At 38.8% G+C, this 17064-nt stretch carries 14 protein-coding genes and 4 pseudogenes; 4 read left to right on the plus strand and 14 right to left on the minus strand.

Features of this window, described 5'->3' with window-relative positions:
• Window positions 1-47: 47 nt before the first annotated feature.
• Window positions 48-1475: a PTS mannitol transporter subunit IICB gene (locus tag H0Z31_06730; GenBank protein MBO8177133.1), complete on the minus strand. Its 1428-nt coding sequence runs from the start codon at window positions 1473-1475 to the stop codon at window positions 48-50.
• A 184-nt stretch (window positions 1476-1659) separates the two neighbouring features.
• On the opposite strand from H0Z31_06730, the pseudogene H0Z31_06735 reads away from it, so the two are divergent.
• Window positions 1660-2388: pseudogene (locus H0Z31_06735) on the plus strand (sodium/proline symporter).
• Window positions 2389-2505: 117 nt separating this feature from the next.
• Here H0Z31_06735 and H0Z31_06740 read toward each other — a convergent pair.
• The 7 genes from H0Z31_06740 to H0Z31_06770 all read right to left on the minus strand — a co-directional run bounded on the left by H0Z31_06740 (window position 2506) and on the right by H0Z31_06770 (window position 8087).
• Window positions 2506-2982, minus strand: a complete 477-nt coding sequence (locus H0Z31_06740) for a hypothetical protein (protein MBO8177134.1) — start codon at window positions 2980-2982, stop codon at window positions 2506-2508.
• Between the two features lie 59 nt (window positions 2983-3041).
• A complete protein-coding gene (locus H0Z31_06745; GenBank protein ID MBO8177135.1) occupies window positions 3042-3311 on the minus strand; it encodes a hypothetical protein in 270 nt (89 codons plus the stop codon).
• An 11-nt stretch (window positions 3312-3322) separates the two neighbouring features.
• Complete coding sequence (locus H0Z31_06750) at window positions 3323-3709, minus strand: response regulator (protein ID MBO8177136.1); 387 nt, start codon at window positions 3707-3709, stop codon at window positions 3323-3325.
• Window positions 3710-3803: 94 nt separating this feature from the next.
• Window positions 3804-4280: a Cys-tRNA(Pro) deacylase gene (gene ybaK, locus H0Z31_06755; GenBank protein ID MBO8177137.1), complete on the minus strand. Its 477-nt coding sequence runs from the start codon at window positions 4278-4280 to the stop codon at window positions 3804-3806.
• Between the two features lie 484 nt (window positions 4281-4764).
• Window positions 4765-5193 carry a hypothetical protein gene (locus tag H0Z31_06760; GenBank protein ID MBO8177138.1) on the minus strand — a complete coding sequence of 143 codons (429 nt, stop codon included), beginning with the start codon at window positions 5191-5193 and terminating at the stop codon, window positions 4765-4767.
• Window positions 5194-5349: 156 nt separating this feature from the next.
• Window positions 5350-5652 (minus strand): helix-turn-helix transcriptional regulator, encoded by a 303-nt coding sequence (locus tag H0Z31_06765; protein MBO8177139.1) that lies wholly within the window; start codon window positions 5650-5652, stop codon window positions 5350-5352.
• Window positions 5653-6692: 1040 nt separating this feature from the next.
• Window positions 6693-8087, minus strand: coding sequence for an acetaldehyde dehydrogenase (acetylating) (locus H0Z31_06770; GenBank protein MBO8177140.1), 1395 nt, complete (start codon window positions 8085-8087; stop codon window positions 6693-6695).
• A gap of 943 nt (window positions 8088-9030) precedes the next feature.
• Here H0Z31_06770 and H0Z31_06775 point away from each other — a divergent pair.
• Window positions 9031-9336 (plus strand): annotated as a pseudogene (locus H0Z31_06775) (alcohol dehydrogenase).
• A 168-nt stretch (window positions 9337-9504) separates the two neighbouring features.
• Here the strand turns inward: H0Z31_06775 and H0Z31_06780 are convergent.
• Window positions 9505-10896: an acetaldehyde dehydrogenase (acetylating) gene (locus H0Z31_06780; protein MBO8177141.1), complete on the minus strand. Its 1392-nt coding sequence runs from the start codon at window positions 10894-10896 to the stop codon at window positions 9505-9507.
• Between the two features lie 464 nt (window positions 10897-11360).
• Window positions 11361-12243 (minus strand): annotated as a pseudogene (locus H0Z31_06785) (IS982 family transposase).
• Between the two features lie 492 nt (window positions 12244-12735).
• Between H0Z31_06785 and H0Z31_06790 the strand changes: the two are divergent.
• Window positions 12736-13143, plus strand: coding sequence for a nucleotidyltransferase domain-containing protein (locus tag H0Z31_06790; GenBank protein MBO8177142.1), 408 nt, complete (start codon window positions 12736-12738; stop codon window positions 13141-13143).
• Window positions 13133-13544: pseudogene (locus H0Z31_06795) on the plus strand (DUF86 domain-containing protein). The gene H0Z31_06790 and the pseudogene H0Z31_06795 overlap by 11 nt, the downstream one beginning before the upstream one ends.
• A gap of 860 nt (window positions 13545-14404) precedes the next feature.
• Here the strand turns inward: H0Z31_06795 and H0Z31_06800 are convergent.
• The 4 genes from H0Z31_06800 to H0Z31_06815 form a co-directional block, all read right to left on the minus strand.
• Window positions 14405-15391 carry a uracil-DNA glycosylase gene (locus H0Z31_06800; protein MBO8177143.1) on the minus strand — a complete coding sequence of 329 codons (987 nt, stop codon included), beginning with the start codon at window positions 15389-15391 and terminating at the stop codon, window positions 14405-14407.
• Window positions 15392-15648: 257 nt separating this feature from the next.
• Entirely contained in the window at window positions 15649-15810 is a 162-nt protein-coding gene (locus H0Z31_06805) for a hypothetical protein (protein MBO8177144.1), read from the minus strand.
• A gap of 169 nt (window positions 15811-15979) precedes the next feature.
• Window positions 15980-16441, minus strand: a complete 462-nt coding sequence (locus H0Z31_06810) for a hypothetical protein (GenBank protein ID MBO8177145.1) — start codon at window positions 16439-16441, stop codon at window positions 15980-15982.
• 145 nt (window positions 16442-16586) lie between these two features.
• Entirely contained in the window at window positions 16587-17033 is a 447-nt protein-coding gene (locus H0Z31_06815) for a hypothetical protein (protein ID MBO8177146.1), read from the minus strand.
• Between the last annotated feature and the right edge of the window lie 31 nt (window positions 17034-17064).

The raw sequence follows: 17064 nt of genomic DNA on the forward strand, positions 1-17064 counted from the left end.
TTGCCATTTTTAAATAACATGTACCCCCAACAAGTGGGGGCTGCTCTCTATTCGTTCTTTTCTTTTAAACTGTTAATTAACTCGTCATATTTTGGACTATTGAGGAAGTTTTCAACCGAAACGTGATAAGCGTTCGGTCTTTTTTCCTTCGCGCGCTCTGTTAAATTTTTATGCGTAATGACAATATCCGCATCTTCCGGAAGCTGGTTGATCGCTATATTTGTGACTTCAATATCCAATCCGGCTTTTTGTACTTTATTTCGTAAAATCGAAGCTCCCATAGCGCTTGAACCCATTCCAGCATCACATGCAAACACAATTTTCTTCACTTTGGTTGGAATGGCTGTTTCTGTTTGCAGCGCAGACGCAACCTCACTCTTTTTCCCTTTTAATTGCTGCATTTTTTCTGTCGCCTTGCTCAAGTCTTCCTCTTCTTCATTATTTTTTGCAGCTTTTAAGAAAATAGATGCGACAAGGAAGGATACTGCTGCTGCCACAATTACCCCTGCCAATACGCCAAGATGGTTTCCTTTAGGCGTCATCGCTAACAAGGCGAAAATACTTCCCGGAGATGGAACCGCTACAAGTCCTGCATCGAACAGTGTAAACGTTAATACGCCGCTTACGCCCCCAGCGATCGCCGCTAAAATTAAGATCGGTTTCATTAAGATGTATGGGAAGTAAATTTCGTGAATACCGCCAAGGAAATGAATGATTACCGCACCAGGAGCCGATTGTTTGGCATTGCCTCTTCCGAACAACCAATAAGCAAGCAAAATACCAAGACCCGGACCAGGGTTTGTTTCTAATAGGAATAAAATCGATTTCCCTGTTTCCGCCGCTTGCTCGATTCCAAGCGGACTCAAAATTCCGTGGTTGATTGCGTTATTTAAAAATAAGACTTTCGCAGGTTCAATAAAGATATTCGCTAACGGTAAAATTTTGTGATTAACAATGAACTCAACACCAGCAGCTAACGTTTTGTTCAGTCCTAAAACGACTGGTCCGATTCCTTTAAATGCTACTAGCGTTAAAATCCCGCCGATGATTCCGGCAGAGAAGTTGTTGACTAGCATTTCAAAACCTTGTTTGACTTTTCCATGGATGAGCTGGTCAAATTTCTTGATCAAGTAACCGCCGAGCGGTCCCATAATCATCGCACCGAGGAACATCGGAATATCAGCACCGACAATAACCCCCATCGTCGCTGTCGCACCGACGACGCCTCCGCGAACATCATAAATCATCTTACCGCCTGTATACCCGATTAACAATGGCAATAAGTACGTAATCATCGGACCGACAAGCTTAGCAAATGCTTCATTCGGGATCCAGCCTGTCGGAATAAACAACGCAGTAATAAAGCCCCATGCAATAAACGCCCCAATATTAGGCATAATCATTCCGCTTAAATAACTGCCAAATCGTTGTATTTTAACACGTACACTTGATTGATTGTCCTTTTCGTGAACCATTTATTGTCATCCTCCTTTTTTACTATACTAACTTTCCTGTTTTCATATTAAAGCGCTTTCAAATAAGGTTCAACGAAAAGTAAATGTCATTTTGTCGCAAACGTTATTGTCATTTTTTAAAAAGATGGGGGAATACACCATCGTAACGAATTTATTTTGATTTTTCGGGTGGTGACAGGCATCGATTCTAATTATTTTTATTATCTATTTTTTTGTCTTGTTATTTATAGGTGTTTGGTTTTCCCGAAAAGCATCCAAATCGATCGATAATTATTTATTAGGCGGGCGCAGTATCGGACCAGCAGTGACAGCATTAACCATGCAAAGCACCTCGATGAGTGGCTATATGTTTATGGGAGGCCCTGCTTTAGCTTTTCAACAAGGATGGTATGCATTATGGTATGCAATTGGTGATGCCGGCGGCTCTATTATCAATCTATCGGTATTAGGAAAAAGAATGAGAAGGCTCTCAGAATTATTAGGTGCACTTTCCCCGATTGAATATCTTGAAAAAAGATTTGAAAGCCTAGCTATCCGCGTGGTAGGTTCTATCATATCAATCATTTTTTTAATGGCTTATGTTTTCGCACAATTTATCGCCTCAGGAAAAACATTAACGATGCTGACCGGTTTTCCATATGAGGTATGTCTAATTATAGGCGTAAGTGTGATTATTTTATATACCGTGTCTGGCGGATATTTAGCAGTCGTTTGGACCGATTTTTTTCAAGGAATTATCATGGTTTTGGGAGTTTTAGGAATTGGGATTATGGCTTTCTTCTCGGTAAATGGTTTATCTGGTCTAAATGCTGCCATTGCTGACATAGACCCAACTTATTTAAGTATTTGGGGAAAAGACTTAGTGTACTATGGACAATGGGGTGTGGTATTAGGTGCGATTCTTATCTATACTTCAGATTAGTATATTGTTCTAAATTGCAATTAGTTATATAATCGAAAGCTGACTAAGAGTTGCTGTACTTACCAATATATCTCTCTTTCCTGATGGTACTTAGTTTCTGAGTCTTTATTAGTATTCAAATTCCTTTAAACGTGGCAGCAATGTTTCAACAAACGAAATGAATTTCATTGCTACAAACTGAGGAAAATCAGGTTTAGACCATTCTTCAATCGGCGAAACAATTCGATAACTTAATCCTTTCCATGCTTGTTTACGATGGTCCAAATGGTCCCCGAGCTCAAGAACATTTCTTGGTGTTTTCAAATAAAATCTATCAAATCCAAATAAGCTAGCGATTTCCTTTTCATGTGCATCTACATAAGCTTTAAAATCTTCTTTGCGTTTTGTTGTATGACCTGTAGTAAAACTAAAATCAGGTACATATTGAATATCAATGATATTCATCTCACGTGGACGTGTATAAATGACAAATCTATCGCCAGATGAAGTGGGAGATTCAAACAATAAACGATGTTCATCCTTTTTTCGAATATCTAATCCGATGAAGTTTAGATTATATCCTCGTTTTACATAGTCCTTAAGCATGTATCTAATTCATTAAACAAGTTAGAAATGACTACACGCTCTTCGCCTTGAAAGCCAGGTTATGTCGGATTTTTCTTATAAGTGTTATGTGGAGTTAGAGTTTTCATTTTCCGTTCGAAAAGCTTGGGATTATTTTCGTTTTCTATAAAGAGTTGATTTGCTTTGTCATAATTAATAATTTTGTGTTCGTAACCAAGTTTATTCAAGACAGGTATAACGTCTTTTTTAAACTGAAACGCTGCCACCATAAAGCGGCCATTCTCTTTTACAAACGTAGCATATTTACTAATTTGATAGACAACTGCCTCTTCTGCTTCTAGCTTTATCATCGATGATTTTTTTATGCTTCATTGCCTGCTGTAATCGTACATCCAACTGTAAACGGCTTCCGAATATAATCAAATGCTCCTGCCTGTAACGCTTCTTGTAAAAGTTGTTCATTATCATATGCTGTCATCATTAAAACAGGAACATGACGAAAAATCGGGTGCTGCTTGATTAAACGGCAAAGCTCGATACCTGTCATTTTCGGCATCAGAATATCCGTCAAAATGATATCGACTTCGTTAGGAGTGGAGTGCTGCTTCCCTTTTTGACCCAATCCTAAATACTGTAACGCCTCTTCCACTTCAACAAACGTTGTTACATTTTTGTATCCTTTCATGTCGAGCATTTGTTTTATGAGTTTTATTGTGTTTTGGTGATCATCAATAACAACAATATTCATCGTAAAACGCCCTTTACTGCATAGTTCTTTCTTTATATGACAAATAAAATATACCATGTTTTCATATAAATATGCCTGAATTTTTTTAAATGCTTTACTTTACTACTTCTTGCAGTACAGCTTCTGTTACGCTTTGTAAATCTTCCACGCTAAGTTCAATTAGCACACCGATTTTGCCGCCGCTGACGACGATATGCTCAAATTGAGAAGCACTAGAATCAATAACGGTCGGATAAAGCTTTTTCATGCCTAGCGGCGAACACCCTCCGCGGATATAGCCTGTCAACTTTTTTATATCTGTCATCGGCACTAGCGCGATATTTTTCTCCCCCGTTATTTGCGCAGCTTTTTTCAAATCCAGTTCCGTTTCTACGGGGATGACAAACACATAAATGTTTCCGCTGTTTCCTTGTGTTACTAATGTTTTATATACGAATTGAAGGTCTTTCCCAATTTTTTGAGCAACAGATATGCCATCGATTTTTCCATCCTGACTGTCGTAAGTAATGACATTGTAAGGAATCATGTTCTTATCAAGGACACGCATCGCATTTGTTTTTACTTTTGCCATTTTTCTCCCTCCTGTTTTAGATAACCTCATGTACTGGTGATATATGAATCATACTTTATTCGGAGCCATTGCTTGAAAGTTTTGCTCCAACCGATTGGCATACAGGTTTCTGTTCATTGTTTCCTTGTATTTATAGGCTTTAATGAATATGCTTCTTCCTCTATGATTGAAGCTGCTGTCTTTTAAGACACACACATATTCCCTTATAATTTAAATCTTGCGAGAATTCATTCGGCTCGCATCAAAACCGCTAGATCTTATCTCGTAAAACAACCCTAAGACCGCCAATTGCGATCTCAGGGTTAATGATGCGATCTATAGTGCGTTCCTCCGACCGCCATTTCAAACTTTTCAACATTTTCACTTTGTGCCCAACAGAAACTTCTAAACCCTTCAGCGCCGTTAAACAATTTTGATTCCGGGTATGCGTAATTACATGCATTCATGTCCCGAATTCTTCTCTTCTCAAATATTTACCACTAAGTCACTTGCCAGTCAATGCAGGAAAATGCGGAACAACTTCTTCTCCTAATTCTTCAATCACTTCTTCAACAGGGCGTTGGCCATATTTTAAGTTGATAATCACATGGTTGACACCCGCGATTTTAAGACTTTCAATAAATTCAATAAGCGGATTACGCCCGATTCGGAATCCTAAATGAATAGGGACTGGCGGATGATTTGGATCCTCCGTCAAATCTACATATAGAGATTGACTAAATGATTTAAACTGCTCAGTATGAATTTGGCCCACATCCCCGAAATAAGGGGCATGTAACGGCACATCCCTGACGAACAATGCAGCAAAATTTAGCTCTTCTGCTCTTTTCATCTCCCGAATGCTGTCCTCGTATGATTCTATCGGAAAGAACAATCCGGGAATCAGAGCGTTTTCTTTAAACCGAGTCAATATCTTACATGTATGTTTACCAAACTAGTTCATCACAATTTCTTATCATCTATATTTATAAATATCCAGAATTATCGATATATAATATAAAAACGAAAGAGATTCAAGACCAAAATTGTAATGATGCTTCCGCTCTAAGCGGTAAGTGAGAATTTTGATCTATAAATCTCTAGATAACAATTCGAGCAATTTTTGGATGTTCTCCTCATCCCTTTTATAATAAGTCCATTGCCCAACTCGTTTTGCTTTTATCAATCCAGCATTTTGCAACATGGATAGGTAAAGAGACACGGTCGATTGCGACAATCCAACTTTTTTTTGAATGTCGCTCACACAAACTCCGTCTTTGTGTATATCCCCGTGTTGCGGTTTTGGAAAGTGGACTTCAGGATTTTTTAACCACTGTACAATCTGTAACCTCGTTTCATTGGACAAGGCTTTAAAAACTTCTAAAAGTTCCATTTCTACCTCCAAGTTTGTCAATTCAATCGTATTTTTATATTACATTACTGTACTTAAGTAAATCAACTAACATAAATTTAAACCGATTCCTTGATTAAAATAAGGTGTGCAGTTCATATACGAACAGGTTAGCACATCATCCCAAAATATACAATATCTTTTTTGTGTATGAGTCAAGTAACCAACCAATATGTTTCTTTCCTGTTGTCGGGTTGTAATATACCCATTGACTATTTTCCTGTACCCAACCTATTTCCCCTTGTTCTACTAAATGAACAGTCAGCAAAACATGTTTAGAAGGGAAAGATAACTCGAATTGCTGACCATCGTATTCAACGATATTAACTAAACCATAATCCAATCTGTATTCAGACTGTAACGCAAAATAGTATCCTGTTACATATTGATCACTACATGCACCTGTTGCGTGTGCCCGATTATCATAAGTATGAACCCCTTTAATAATAGTTAATTTGCAATAGCTGCTGATGCGTTGTAATTGTTGCCAAGAATCCTGAAAAAGCTAACGCTGCCGCCATTACACCTTCTTTCAATTTTTTGTCATATACTGCAATTAAAATCTCAAATAAAAGCCGGATTTTCCGCATTGCAGTATCAATGATAGAAATAGAAAAATAGCCGATTCATCCCGAGTGTCAGCAATCAGTTTTTCTCGGCTATTTTTCTATAACTATAACAACATGTTAATTTCCGGCATATATTTAACATTCCTCTCATAGCGTTAAAAGGATGAAAACGACAGATATAACAGCCAAAGTCACCATAATGTGATTCATACGGCGTGAATTTAGCGAAATACCTAATACTAAACGATTTTTGAATGTAACAATTGGTCAAAAAATGAAACTGACCCAAAAGCAAAGTGTCAGCCCTGCAACACAATATATAGGACATAACATTGAATAAACGAACTATATATTGTGAAATGCACGTGAGATTAGACACTTATGGGTCAGTCCCTTGACTATTACTTTCCTATTCTCAGAATGATATTGGCTCACAAACTTTGCTAGAGTGCTCTAGGTTAGTACGTTTTCCTCTTTCAATTGGGTGTTGGGTTTCTGCATCTCGCGGATTCCATATGCCACGCGTTTAATATTAAGCAAATGCTGAGGTCCAATATTGTCAGAAGTAATGTTATTACCAAAAGAACCGCATCCCAATGTCAAGGATGGCTGAATTGCCGTAGTGGCACCGATTCCGCCAAACGTCGTACCGGAATTTATAATAATACGTGCAACCGGTTTATCGATGGCGAACGCTTCGATGATCTTTTCGTCTTCAGCGTGAATTCCTAATGTGTGGCCCAGTCCACCCAATTCCAGCAGTTTTACGCAAACATCGCTTCCTTCATGCCAATCCTTCACGGTATAAAAGGCCAGAATCGGAGACAATTTTTCGATTGAGAATGGATATTCTTTGCCCACGTTCGTTTCTTCGGCAATGAGCAACTTCGTATCGGATGGAATCTCAAGTCCAGCCATTTCCGCAATCACTTGAGGCGATTTTCCAACGATCTTCGCATTTAACGCCCCGTTTACCATGATGATGGAAGCTACCTTTTGTTTTTCCTCCTCATTCAAAAAGTAAGTACCTTGCTCTTTGAACTCGGAAACGACCCGTTCTTTGATGGATTGATCAACGACAAGAGCTTGTTCGGAAGCACAGATTGTTCCGTTGTCAAAAGTCTTGCTTTCCATAATTTTCCGGACGGTAGTTGGAATATTGGCGCTTTCATGAATATAGATCGGTACGTTTCCAGGTCCTACGCCGTATGCCGGCTTTCCAGAACTGTAAGCCGCTTTCACCATACCAGGACCGCCTGTTGCGAGAATGACGTCGGTTAATTTATGTTTCATTAACTCATTCGTCGCAGGCAATGTCGGTTGTTTGATGCAAGAAATTAGACCCTTTGGAGCTCCAGCACGCTCTGCCGCTTCTTGCATGATTTTTGCCGCTTCCGCTGTGCATTTTGCCGCCGACGGATGCGGGCTAAAAACAATGGCATTTCTTGCCTTCACTGCAATCAATGCTTTAAAAATTGCTGTTGAAGTAGGATTTGTAGATGGAACGATTCCAGCGACGATCCCTACAGGATGAGCGACTTCCCATACGCGATTTTGTTCATCGCGACGAATTACCCCAACCGTTTTCATATCTTTGATAGCGTTGTAAACGTCATTGGCGGCGAACAAATTTTTTACCACCTTATCAGGAACATTGCCAAAACCAGTCTCTTCTACTGCCATAACCGCCAATCGTTCCGCTTCCTCTCTTGCCGCATTCACCATGCTCTCAACAATCTGGTCAATCTGGCTTTGCGTCATCTTTTGGAGGATTTTTTGCGCTGATTTAGCTTGTTCAAGGTAGTCTCTTACTTCCTGGATGGATTGCAAATCAATATCACGTATCACGTTTGATTACCACCTTTCTAACTGATAGTTGTTTGATCCTACACAAGTTTCTATAACTGAATAGAACGATTTCGCTATGACATCGGATGATTATTCTGCTAACTTCAGAAAGATCAGCTATTACGCTCTTTTTTTGGAATACTTCAGCTAACACTTGTCAGCTTTGAAAGCGATTATTTATTTGTCGCTCTAGGGTGACCGCTTCGAGAATTGCGGCTGCAATCCCGAGTATTCCCTAGACGATACTCCACGCAAGGCTTACTTTCTTGACGTAACAGCAGCAGTTTCATCTGTTGCGTTTTTATCATCGCCTTCCGCATGCTTAATGTAACCGCTTAAGAACATCGTTATCCGCTTCGTTGAAATGTAGATTCTCCCAAAAAAATCTCCGTTTTGCCATCGTAAACCTAGAGAAAAGGAAACAATAAACTGGAGAACAACGAGGAACGGAATATCGTTGCTGAGATTTAAGCAAACTGAACGTGTTGCAAAACTTATATATAGGGGGATAATACAAGGGGAAAAACTCCATAACCTTATTTTTTTAAATGATGGAGGGCGTTCTTCCTATGATCGCCCCTTCAGCTCTCTATTTCTCTCATGGCGGCCTATCCTTCCAATGTCTTACAGAGTCATTTGCTCCTACACTCCTTCGTTCAACCTATCCATAAGAGGGAGGTCGGACATGCTTCTCTGCTGGTTCTTAACCCGGGCGGTGACAGGCACTAAGTCGGAAAAAGAACCCGTATCATTGTATATTAGGCAATGATACAGGTTCTAAAGGTCAATAATGGATGGAGTTTTTGAATAAAAGAAAACTTAGTCGTTGGAAATAATGACTTTTAATGCTTTTTCTTTTGCAGCGTTGCCAAATACCTCATACGCTTTCATAATGTCTGCAAAAGCAAAGCGATGTGTAATTAATTGTTCCGGTTTTATTTTTTTAGGACACTTAATTGATGGAACTCAAGCAGAGTATGTAAGAATTCCATACGCAGACAACAGCCTTTATCCAATTCCGGAAGGCGTAGATGAAGAAGCTCTCGTTATGCTTAGTGACATTCTTCCGACAGGATTTGAAATTGGTGTGTTAAACGGTAAAGTTCAACCTGGACAAACAGTCGCAATTATCGGAGCTGGTCCCGTAGGCATGGCGGCGCTATTAACAGCTCAGTTTTATTCACCTGCAGAGATTATTATGGTTGATTTAGACGATAACCGTTTAGAAGTTGCCAAAAAATTAGGTGCAAATCTAAAAACGAATATGGAGGAGAAAAAATGGCAAAAATATTAGGGAACTAGTAATGGAAAAGCGAAATCCTTATATAGACGATTTTTGAATGTAATCATTGCTCATAAATATAAAAAACCCAGCTTATCGCTGGGTTTGTAGTGTAATTATTGTTTTCCTTCTTTCTTACTTAGTTAGTACAGCTTCTTTGCTTACATCTTGTTGTGGCATCTCGCGAACTCCAAATGCAACACGTTTAATGTTGAACAAATGAGTTACTGTAACGTTGTCAGATGTAACGTTGTTACCGATTGCACCGCATCCAAGTGTCAAGGATGGTTTTACATTCACTGTAGCACCAATTGCACCAAATGTTGTACCAGCATTTACAATAATACGTCCTGTTGGTTTATCGATTGTATACGCTTCGATCACTTTTTCGTCTTCAGCGTGAATTCCAACTGTGTGACCGAGTCCTCCCACTTCAAGCAGTTTTTGTGCAAGCTCGCTTGCTTCTTCCCTATCTTTCACTGTATAGAATGCTAGAATTGGAGACAATTTTTCAATGGAGAATGGATATTCTTTACCCACTCCTGTTTCTTCAGCAACAAGCACCTTCACGTTGGACGGAACCTCAATTCCAGCCATTTCCGCAATTACTTGAGGCGCTTTTCCAACGATCTTCGCATTTAACGCGCCGTTTACCATAATGATGGATGCCACTTTTTGTTTTTCATCTTCATTCAAGAAGTAAGCGCCTTGTTGTTTTAACTCAGCAACAACTTTTTCTTTAATAGACCCATCAACTAAAAGAGCTTGTTCGGAAGCACAGATTGTTCCATAGTCAAAAGTTTTACTTTGGATGATTAGTTGAACAGCTTTTGCGATATTGGCACTTTCATGGATATAGACTGGTACGTTTCCAGGTCCTACTCCGTATGCAGGCTTTCCAGAACTGTAAGCCGCTTTCACCAAACCAGGACCTCCCGTTGCTAGAATGACGTCTGTCAATTTATGTTTCATTAACTCGTTTGTTGCAGCCATTGTTGGTTGCGTGATGCAAGAAATCAACCCCTTTGGAGCCCCTGCGCGCTCTGCTGCTTCTTGCACGATTCTTGCTGCTTCCGCCGTACATTTTGCAGCAGCCGGATGAGGGCTGAAAATAATGGCATTTCTTGCTTTGACGGCGATTAACGCTTTAAAGATGGCTGTTGAAGTAGGATTGGTGGATGGGACGATTCCTGCAACGATCCCTACAGGTTGAGCAACTTCCCATACGCGATTTTCTTCATCGCGACGAATTACCCCAACCGTTTTCACATCTTTGATAGAGTTGTAAACGTCATTAGCAGCGAAAAGATTTTTCACCGTCTTATCCTTAACATTACCAAAACCAGTCTCTTCTACTGCCATAGCTGCTAAGCGTTCCGCTTCTTGTTTTGCCGCATTTGCCATGCTTTCAACAATCCGGTCGATTTCACTTTGTGTCATCTTTGCGATGATTTTTTGTGCTTCTTTCGCTTGTTCAAGGTAGTCTCTTACTTCTTGGATGGATTGTAAATCAATATCACGGATCATGTTTGATTGTCTCCTCTCTGTTTGATTCTTATCTTTATAGGCTTCTACTTTAACTGATAGAATAATTTCGTCATGACATCGGATGATTGTTCTTCCTTGATGTCATGTTCATACCAGCAGCAGTTTTATCATCACCTCCTTCACATATATGTAAGCGCTTAAAAATATGACCAATTCGAGCCGAGTGATAAATCATTCTTTCCGTTTGTTTCTCCCTATTTACTGCTTGTTGTAATGTTCTGATGACTCCCCGGAATGCTGCCCTCGTATGATTCTATAGGAAAGAACAACCCGAGGGTCAGATGGTTTTCTTTAAACATGCGGGAATATCCTTTATGCTTATCAAATCGGTTCATCATCACTCCTCAATACCTTATATTTATAAATATCCAGAATCATCTATATAATAACATAAAAAAATATAAATATCTAGAATTATAGATACCCGTGGTGCTAGTTGAACTTTAACGCTCAACTAGCCTAAGAATCACGAGTGAATAAGCGAGTAAAATGCCATCCAAAGCTGATTCAAATCCAGAAACAGAGTTGGCTCAAATCTCCTTGATCCGGTACTGATCAATAAGAACTGAAAACACGGTTTCAATGACTTTGCGCTTTCGTTTCATCCACCGTTTCCATGCTTTCGATTGGTGGATCTTCTGGTTTTTCAAACGGGCGTCCCAAAAGCGATCTTGTATTCATCATACAGCTTCTTTTGCAAGTCTTGGCTCACATATCCTTTGTCACCAAGTGCGTACAGATGAGGAAGTTGGGTCATCACGGTTTCTGCAGCTGTCCGGTCGTGGTAGGATGCTTCGGTGACGACATATCCCATCGGAAGCGCTTGGTCGGTGATCTGAAGATGAAGCTTCAACCCATAGTAAGCCATCTTTTGGGATGCACAATACCCAATATCGGCGATTCCTTGAAACCGTTTGACACGATACATTCGTGCGTGGTAGCAGAGTTCAATGGGTAAGCTGTCCACTACTGCATAAGCATGATGTTGTCCGCGTTTGGCTAGTTGATGTCGTATCCATTTGATGGCAAAGCCAAGATCTCGACAGCGACGGTTATATCGAGAGCGTTCAGGAAATAAATCTTTCGAAAATAAGTTTCCAATCACAAATCGGTGCCAAGCTCGTTCGGATGTAAAACCTAACAACTTTCCAAGAACATGGACGGCGATGATGACCTCATCTTCTTGCTTCAAAAAATGGCGATTTCGGCGTTGAAAATACATCTGAATCAAAGACAATTGTCCAGATACAAAGAAAAGAACAAAATCGCTACATATTGTTTTTGAATTTTCGCTTCGTCTGTTGTAAAATGAAAATGCTCTTACATGGGATTTCTCCTTTAGAATGTTTGGTAGCACTTTCATTTTAAAGGAGATCCTTCATGCAAGGGCTATTTTTATGCTCTTCTCATTTTATCTAGCACCACGGGTATATCCCTCAATTGAGAACTGAATTAACTACCTTTCTTTCCTTGGATATTTAAAATGTTTATTATATTTTTTTAACCCCATATTACTTCTTCCTCCATTTATGGATTGTAGGAATCTGAGGTTTTCTGTCAGGTATCTCTATCTTACAACAAGAAGTAAGCTGGGGGCTTTTTTTTATGTCAAGAAAAACCTTTCGACATTATTATCTTATACACCAGGCATCGATCCCAGTTATGAAACACCAGGCTAAGGGGCTCTCACTTTTAAGCCAAAAACTTGAGGAGAATTTTTCGTTAAACTATAGTTTTACCAAAGTTTGAGGCAGGAAATAAAAAGTAATATAATGAAAGAAAATGGCCAGGATTGCGGCAAAGAAAAGAGGGACGGTGTTGACTGAACAGATCGAGCCAATCATTATTGAAGTGTTGACCGAAACGGTGTCCCCATATTTGATTTATTTGTTTGGATCAACGGTTGCAGGACATGTTCATCAAGACAGCGACATTGATATCGCTTTTCTCAGCGACCAAAAACAATTGGATCATTATGAACGATTTATGGTTGCGCAAGAATTGGCATCAAGACTGCACCGGGACGTCGATCTTGTGGACCTCAAACAAGCAAGCACTGTGTTTCAGGCGCAAGTGGTCAGTAACGGCAAAGTCATCTATTGTCCAAATGAACAGAAAAAAGCAGAATATGAATGGAGAGCCTTGAAGATGTACGCAAAATTGAATGAAGAACGCACGGAAATCTTGCGAAACATTAATGAAAGCGGGTCGGTTTATGAAAAATGATGTCATTTTAAATAAAATTAGCGTGATCGAGCGGTGCATAAAGCGCATTCACGAAGAATATGAGAACAACCCGAACCAATTTAGAATACTACACGAAGCAAGACTCCATTATCTTAAATCTCCAACGAGCATGTGAAGCAAGCATCGACCTGGCGATGAACATGGTCGCACAGAAAAAGCTAGGCCTCCCCCAAAACAGTCGAGACGCTTTTTCTCTTTTAGAAAAGCACGGCATCATCACTCCTTTTCTTTCACAAAAAATGAAAGCGATGGTCGGATTTAGAAATATCGCCATTCACGACTACCAGGAGATTAATTTGACAATTTTGCAAAAAATACTTGATCACCATCTAATCGACTTTACCGAGTTCACGAAAGCGATTCTTTTTTATGAACAGTAAAGCGGACGGTGCAGATGGGCGCCGTCCGAGCATGTTATTTAAGCAAAGACTTAATTCAAGATAGGGACTTCTCATAAATCATTATTCCATCTCGCTCAATTTGCCGTTGGATTGCCTTATTCAGCGAATTGAAAGACAGCACATCACACGAATAAATGCCGACAATGTTGTCAATCTTATTCATGATTTTCCCTTTTTGTTTCCCGTATAATTAATGTACAAATCAATACCGTCTCTTTTGGAAGCTCGGTGTTTTCATATTGCACATCGACAATCCGATGGCCGCCCGTGTGGTTTAAAATCCCGTTCAAAAACGCGATCGTAATTCGCTTTCGGCTTGGGTGGCCGAACAGCTACTTAAACATAAAATCCATTTTCAAATCGAGGTATTCTTCTGTCATTGGAGACCATCCTTTCGGGGAAATTTTTGAGAGGAGATAGGTGGATACGATTTTATTAAAGCGGAATGAAGGGGGAAAAACCAAGTATTCAAACAGAATTTTCTGAATAAAGACAAGAAGAGAGCCGAGTGATTTTTTGGAATTACGGACTCTCTTTTTCTGATATTCTAACAATCTTCGACACACTTCGGGGTGTGCCAGGCACCGATTATTTTTCGGCGTACTCTTTTTGCACTTCGTGTTTTTGTTTAATTTTCTCAACAGTTGTATGTAAACAGCGTATGTGTGTTGTTACTTCACATAAATACGTTGTAATAGAGGGAAAAAATTAAGGGTCCAAACAGAATTTTCCGACAAATAAGAAAGAGAACCCGTCATGGCTCTCTGTTTCTAGCAATCTTCGACAAAACTATGGGTATGATATGCACTGTTTAGCTACCATCTTCGTCTTGTTCGGAGTTATTCTGCTTCTTTACTTTTAAATTTTATCGGTTCTAACCCTTTTAAAATTCTGAAACGATAATTATACTCTAGTTGTTTAAAATCCGTTCTTTGTTGTTCGAATGTTCTAGTCTTAGTATTTATGACTTGAGGGCTTGGATGATAGAGCGGATAGACAAATCGGCCATTCCATTTTGAAAATGTAGCTACATCTTTATTTAATACCAATTGGTGTGGTTCAATTTCCTTTAATGCTTCTAAGGCGGTTTTACCTAATGTGACAATCACTTTAGGGTTTACTAATTCTATGATTCTAGCAAGATATGAATGACAATTCTTTATTTCCTGTTTGCTTGGTTTTCTGACTATTCCTTTCTCATCAGTTGGGCAGCACAGAACAGCATTGGTTATATAAATATCCGACCGTATCCATCTTGTTGCGGATAAAAGTTTCTCAAAATTATCACCTGTAGCATCTCCATGTAAAGGGATTCGAGTAAGGTTGGCACCCCTTGAGCCAGGAGCTTCAGCAATAAACATGACGTCGGCATCAAGATTTCCATTCTCATAACCTAAAACAGCTTTTTCATGTTTCATCGCTTCACAAATTATACAGTTTTTTGCTTGGTCAATTAATTTGTTGTACTCTATTTCTTTATCAGTATTAGTTATGAATATCTCTCTTCCTTTAATAGTTAATTGAGCAAATCCTTCATAAATAAAAAAATAAATCTCAATAATTACATTATCCTTGTTTTTAAATTCGTTAATTATTTCAACTCCTTCACAAGGGATTTTTACACTTAATCCTCGTTCATCAGAAATTTTTATGTAAAAATCAAACTGGGAAGCTTCATCTGTTATCGTGATCTTTAGATTTTGTCCTCTCATATCAATACAATCTTCCCAACCATTATTATAATGCGTCATTAATCTTATTTCATAAGGTATAACAGTGTCGGCTATTTGTTTGAACCTTTCAAAATATTCACTACTACAAGTCATGATCAGATAGAAACTCCTTTCAGTATATTATTATTTTTTGAGCTCTCCTAATCGTAGAAGGGCTCATATTACACATAAATATACCGCCAAATTATGCACTCCTAAATAACCAAACACACCTCGCATACTATATGAGTTCAGATTGAAAAATCGACAAAAATTAGACAAAGGAACAGTCTAAATGCTTTGTATATATATGTCGAAAAATCAATCTTCAGTTATATAGTCCATACTCATCAACTGATTTACCGCATTTTTTACGCTTTTTCGCCCCCATCATTATCTTTGTTGTCGTTTTCATTCTTCTCTTCCATCACATCTTTATGGAACTCATAATCAGAATTAGTAGAAAGATCTAGACCCTCTCTACTTACTAGTTTCCAATCTACAGTTCGTTGTAATTTTTTAGGATTCTCCATAATTTCCCTCTATTTACTATGTAGTCTATACTCTCCCCTACAACCATACTTCTTGGCCAGTTTGCAGACATTTGATCACATAAGTAAAATTTGATCACATCTTAAGATAATGACTTTTTATATGCATTTATACATATACGTATACGTTTTGTAATACGTTCATCTAATTTTAAAACTCCCAAATAACTGAACGTTCCGGTACATCTTTTCCTTCTTCAACAACATAAAAAATATCTACCTCACACCCATACAATGACTTCAGCACAGCTAATCCCCTTATTTGCGCCTCATTTAAACGATCGTTCGTATCCATTCTCTTCACTTCTGCAAACCGCACTTCAGAAAAGTCAGGACGATAAATCATCAAATCAGGTTCTTGAACGTGAACATAAGGAGAAAAAAGGCGATAAAACTGCCGTCCTTGTTCATATCGCTCATCTCCAAAATGTTTTCGAAACACTTCTTCAGCAACAGGATATTTACCTTGCCGATTGTCACCGAACCCTTTTGTTCCAGGCAGTTTTCTACAATAAGAATCTTTGCAATTCTCTCTTTCACCGTTTCTCCACTTGTCTAACTCCTCCGAGCGAAACGTTACAACTCGAACGGGAATTTTTATTTTGATACCCACTTAGTTTTCCTCTCTATCTAACTGATCTACTGTTCTCTCAGTATCAGCAATATATGGCTAGAAACTGATTCTACATAAAATCCCAAAGATTGCATGAAAACTTGACTTTACCTTTATCTACAATAGCTTTCACCCTATTTCTTGATTATTCTGCCATTTGAAGGAAATTTTTTATTAATACTGGTGGTCGTTCACCATCGGCTTCAAAAATCATCTCACCATGATGGATGGTACCTATATCACCCAAATAGCTTTCAACTCTTACTTCCTCAAGTTTCAGCTTATAAAATTTATTTTCTAAGTAAACCAAATCCTCAATCGCATGTCCATTAAGTTTCGGAGCAGAAATCGACGAAATCCATGAAGATATTAATCCAACTCTTTCGATCCATGCCTCAAGTGCGGTTGAACCTCGTGTTTGTTCGAATCTGTTTAAAATGACCGGATAAGAAATGGAATACCAATAAGTTTTGTCTTTGCTATTACAAACACCGCTTTCTTTCTTCTTTCGGTAGCTGTCTATAACATGAATGACATTACTAGAATCAAGATAATATCTCAACGATTGCAATGACTGACTATATAAATCCATCAATTTATCCTCCCAACCCTACTGAATCTTC

It is taken from the genome of Bacillus sp. (in: firmicutes) (genome assembly GCA_017656295.1).
Taxonomy (GTDB): Bacteria; Bacillota; Bacilli; order Bacillales; family JACDOC01; genus JACDOC01.